Source organism: Paracoccus sp. NIOT.M2S5SZ12, assembly GCF_057748165.1.
In genome coordinates, this window is sequence record NZ_JBYLFR010000045.1 from 1 (window position 1) to 4,158 (window position 4,158).

At 61.7% G+C, this 4,158-nt stretch carries 4 protein-coding genes; 2 read left to right on the forward strand and 2 right to left on the reverse strand.

The window, feature by feature from the left end; genetic code table 11:
• Positions 1–368 precede the first annotated feature (368 nt).
• Together AC2SGK_RS18030 and AC2SGK_RS18035 are read right to left on the reverse strand one after the other, a co-directional pair.
• A complete protein-coding gene (locus AC2SGK_RS18030; RefSeq protein ID WP_488324765.1) occupies positions 369–1,448 on the reverse strand; it encodes a DUF475 domain-containing protein in 1,080 nt (359 codons plus the stop codon).
• Positions 1,449–1,878: 430 nt separating this feature from the next.
• Positions 1,879–2,448, reverse strand: coding sequence for a type 1 glutamine amidotransferase domain-containing protein (locus tag AC2SGK_RS18035; RefSeq protein ID WP_488324766.1), 570 nt, complete (start codon positions 2,446–2,448; stop codon positions 1,879–1,881).
• A 618-nt stretch (positions 2,449–3,066) separates the two neighbouring features.
• Here AC2SGK_RS18035 and AC2SGK_RS18040 point away from each other — a divergent pair.
• Both AC2SGK_RS18040 and AC2SGK_RS18045 read left to right on the forward strand, forming a co-directional pair.
• Positions 3,067–3,285, forward strand: coding sequence for a hypothetical protein (locus tag AC2SGK_RS18040; protein ID WP_488324767.1), 219 nt, complete (start codon positions 3,067–3,069; stop codon positions 3,283–3,285).
• Between the two features lie 2 nt (positions 3,286–3,287).
• On the forward strand, positions 3,288–4,109 hold the full coding sequence (locus AC2SGK_RS18045; RefSeq protein WP_488324768.1) for an ABC transporter substrate-binding protein: 822 nt from the start codon (positions 3,288–3,290) through the stop codon (positions 4,107–4,109).
• Positions 4,110–4,158: the final 49 nt, after the last annotated feature.

The following is a 4,158-nucleotide window of genomic DNA, read 5'->3' on the forward strand; positions in this document are numbered from 1 at the left end:
ACATGTGGCATATCCCTTTCTCGGCTGAGAATTGACGGCGTCTGAACACCGCCATGATATGCCGCCCCTCAGGGCATCACCAACTTTCGCGCGTTACTCAAAGGCGACATGGACGAACCTCTGCGAAACGGCGACGCAGGTGAAATCGCTGATCCCGCCTTCCGGCAGACCTCGGCCACCGGCGTGCCTTCCCCACCCTGTTTCAGGACAAAAGCCTGTCTTGCGGCACCGTGAACCTCGCTGCTCTCATCGTTCTCAACTCCATTCTCGGCAAATGAAGCTTCGCCGAAAATTGCAGCCTCAAACGGTCCAGTTCTCAGGCTGCAGAACACCTTCGGCCGCGTCGGGCGCGGCCGAAGGGCGGGTCGTCACTCGGCGGCGAGCTGCGCATCGTGTCGGTTCCAGCGGATCGATGACCACAGCGAGATGCCGATCAGCGTCGCACCGCCCAGGCCGGTGATGACCTCGGGGATGTGGACCAGGGACTGGGCGAACATCACCACGGACAGCGCGATGATCGCATAGAAGGCGCCGTGTTCCAGATAGCGGTATTCCGACAGGGTGCTGTTCTCGACCAGCATGATGGTCATGGACCGCACGTACATCGCCCCGATGCCCAGACCGATCGCGATCACGAACAGGTTCTGGCTGAGCGCGAAGGCGCCAATCACGCCGTCGAAACTGAAGGACGCGTCCAGAACCTCGAGGTACAGGAACGCACCCAGACCGCCCTTGGCGGCACCGTGCAGGGTCTCCTGCGTGCTGTCCAGCAGCCCGCCCAGAACCTCGACCAGCAGGAAGGTCATCAGGCCCCAGATCGCGGCCGTGAAGAAGGTCGTGCGCTCCGCACCCTTCAGCAGCTGCGAGAAGCCCAGGACGAACAGCAGGACCACCGCGACCTCGACCCCGCGGATCGAGGCGTATTTGGCCATGTGATGTTCGACCCAGCCGACCCAGTGCACGTCCTTCTCGTGGTCGAAGAAGAAGCTGAGCCCGACCATCATCAGAAACGTCCCCCCGAAGGCGGCGATGGGCAGATGGGCGTCATGCATGATGCGGGCGTATTCGTCGGGCTGGCTGGCGGCCAGGACCAGCGCCTGCCACGGGCCGATGCCTGCCGCGATCACCACGATCAGCAGCGGGAACACGATCCGCATGCCGAAGACGGCGATCAGGATGCCCCAGGTCAGGAAGCGGCGCTGCCAGACCGGCTGCATGTCCTTGAGCTTGTTGGCGTTCACGATGGCGTTGTCGAAGGACAACGAGATTTCCAGCACCGCCAGCACCGTGACGATGAACAGGATCGACAGCATGCCCCCAAGCGTGCCCGTCGTCTGCCATCCCAGAACTGCGCCCAGGACCAGGCCCAGGATGGTGACGATGATCGCCCATTTCAGATAGGAAAGGACCGGGCGCTTTTGCGCGGCGGATAGGGTGTCCTGTGTCATGAGGAAAAGTCCAGGCGGTGAATCCGAAATCAGGTGCCGACATCACGAAAGCGCCGCCACTTTCGTCAGAGGGGCCCGGACACCACTCGATGCGTTCACGACGCCGTGCGACAATGTGTCCTCCGGGAAGATTCGGCAAGTCCTTCGTTCAGCTTTCGCGTGATGAGCGCCGTTCCGCAGATCTTCGAATTGGCGGTCGTATCGATAGCGGGAGGCACAGGCTTTGTGCTGATCTTGCGGGGTCGGTGACAGTGCGTCTGAAAGCCAACCAGCTCTGCGATGACACGATTGCACCAATATGGCTGCGGCATCTAAGTCTCAGACATACAACGCCCAGTGGGCGCCAGATTTGACATCCCAATGGGGCAAGACCAGTTCGTCCGTTGGAAGGAAGACGCGCCCGTCACGGATGACGGGCGCGGGCAGTGCCTCAGGCGCTGCGGGTCTGTTCCTCGTGGCGCCCTTCGCCGAACTCCTCGATCAGCTTGGCGCAGAAGGCGGGCAGGTCGTCGGGGTTGCGGCTGGTCACCAGACCGCTGTCGGTCATGACCTCCTTGTCCACCCAGGTCGCGCCGGCATTGGTGATGTCGGTCTTGAGGCTGGGATAGGAGGTGATGGTCCGCCCCTTCAGCACACCGGCCTCGATCAGCACCCAAGGGGCGTGGCAGATGGCACCGACGGGCTTGCCCTGCGAGAAGAAGTCGTGGACGAAGGCCACCACATCCTCGTCCGCGCGCAACGTATCCGCGCCCACGGTGCCGCCCGGAATGACCAGCCCGTGGAAGTCGCCGGCCGAGACCGATCCGACCGCGCGGTCGATCTTATGATCCGACCCCGGGTCCAGATCGCCGTTCACCGTCCTGGCGGTACCGGTCTTGGTGCTGACGACCGTGACCTTGGCACCTGCGTCGCGCAATGCGGCCAGAGGCTTGGAAAACTCCGGCTCCTCGGTTCCGCGGGGAGAGATCAGCAGGGCGATGTTCTTACCATCCAGTTTCATGAGGCATTCCTTTTCGGCAGCAATTCGTTCGCTAATGGAACGCGGCCCTGCGGGGGAACGGTTCCTGCGCATCGACCGGATGACGCACAAGCCGCAGGGTATCCTTGAAAATTTCACGGCGCCTTATGCGACGGGGCCAGGCTGGCCTTCCGACCGAGCGCAGCGGCTCAGGTCCCTCAGCGGCCTCACACTCTACGAATTCCTGAGAGGAACACTGACCGCCAGCGCAAACGGCCACTCCGCATTGCGCATCAAGGAACTCATGGGTAGAGCCCTCGAGAAGCCGTCAAGCTGAAAGTTTGACGGGTTGTGTCCCAGGTCGAGTTATCTTGTCGCCAAGCGCTCGTCGGGAAGTATCCATCCTTGCGGTGGCATATGTTCGCGAGAGCGAGCAACGGTCCTCACTCTGAACGAAGGCCAAGAGCGCGCACCTATCCACATGTTCAATTCAACAAGTGATCTTGCGATAGGTTAGATCGTTCAGGTGCTTCGATGGCGAACGACCTGAAAGAGCAACCGTCTCGATGCGCTTCTCCGAACACCGATCCCTCATCATGCGGAAGGTCACCGCTTGATTCGTATCCGCGGCACCAACGACGCAATGTCAAACACGTCTTGATGGGCACCATCAATGATGGCCAAAACACGATTGATATCGGTCTACTTCTCCTGCGGCGCATGCCACCGGTGACCGCAACGGAGACGCTTGCATTCCATCGGCTCGCTCGCCGCATATGCGCCGGGCGCAGCCGCCACGGAAATGCCGACAAAAACTCTTGTATTTTTCAGGCCAACTCTCTACGCCGCAGCCAATCCTTTTTGTCGGGAATTCTGTGATCATGCAAACCATCACCTGTCTCGCGGCTCTCGGCGGCCTCGCCACAGCCCTGCTGTCCACCGCCGCGCTGGCCGAGGCGACGACCTATCCTCTGACGATCGAGAACTGCGGCCAGCAGGTGACATTCGACAAGGCGCCCGAACGGACGGTCGCGCTTGGCCATAACAGCGCAGAGATTCTGTTCCTGCTCGGGCTTGAGGACAGGATGGCCGGCACCGCATTCTGGCCCAACCGGGTCCTTCCGGAGCTCGAGGCCGCCTACGACAAGGTCGAGGTCCTGACCGTCGAGTTCCCCACACTCGAGGCGATCCTTGCCCAGCAGCCCGATTTCGTCCCGGCCATGCTGGTGACGCTTCTGGGTGCGGACAGCAAGGTGGCGAAACGCGAGGATTTCGAGAGACTTGGCATTCCGACCTATCTGTCGCCCAGTGCATGCACCACGGTGACCGATGTGGACAACACGACCGGAAGCGGCGACACGAGCATCTACGGCCTGCGCGAGAACCTCTGGAACATGGAGCTTCTCTACCAGGAGATCGAGGATATGTCGCGGATCTATGACGTGCAGGACCGCGGACAGGCGCTGATAGCGGATCTGAAGGCGCGCGAAGCAAGCTTGCGCGAGGAGTTTGCGCGGCATGACGACCTGACGTTCCTGTTCTGGTTCTCCTCGACATCGCCCTCGGACGACGCCTATCTGGCGGGCGGCAACGGTCCCTCCGGCTACATCGCCGATCTTCTCGGCGGATCGAATGCGCTGAAGACGGAGGCCGAATGGCCCGCGCTTGGGTGGGAGGGGCGTTGTTGCAGAAAGGCGGCTTGAGGCGTGACTTCCCCTTTCCCCTTTAGGTTCAGGCGACGCGGGCGACCTC

Excerpts from the sequence above, each read along its gene's own strand:
- AC2SGK_RS18030 (WP_488324765.1), bottom strand. The coding sequence starts at position 1,448 with ATGACACAGGACACCCTATCCGCCGCGCAAAAGCGCCCGGTCCTTTCC.
- AC2SGK_RS18035 (WP_488324766.1), bottom strand. The coding sequence starts at position 2,448 with ATGAAACTGGATGGTAAGAACATCGCCCTGCTGATCTCTCCCCGCGGA.
- AC2SGK_RS18040 (WP_488324767.1), top strand. The coding sequence starts at position 3,067 with ATGGGCACCATCAATGATGGCCAAAACACGATTGATATCGGTCTACTT.
- AC2SGK_RS18045 (WP_488324768.1), top strand. The coding sequence starts at position 3,288 with ATGCAAACCATCACCTGTCTCGCGGCTCTCGGCGGCCTCGCCACAGCC.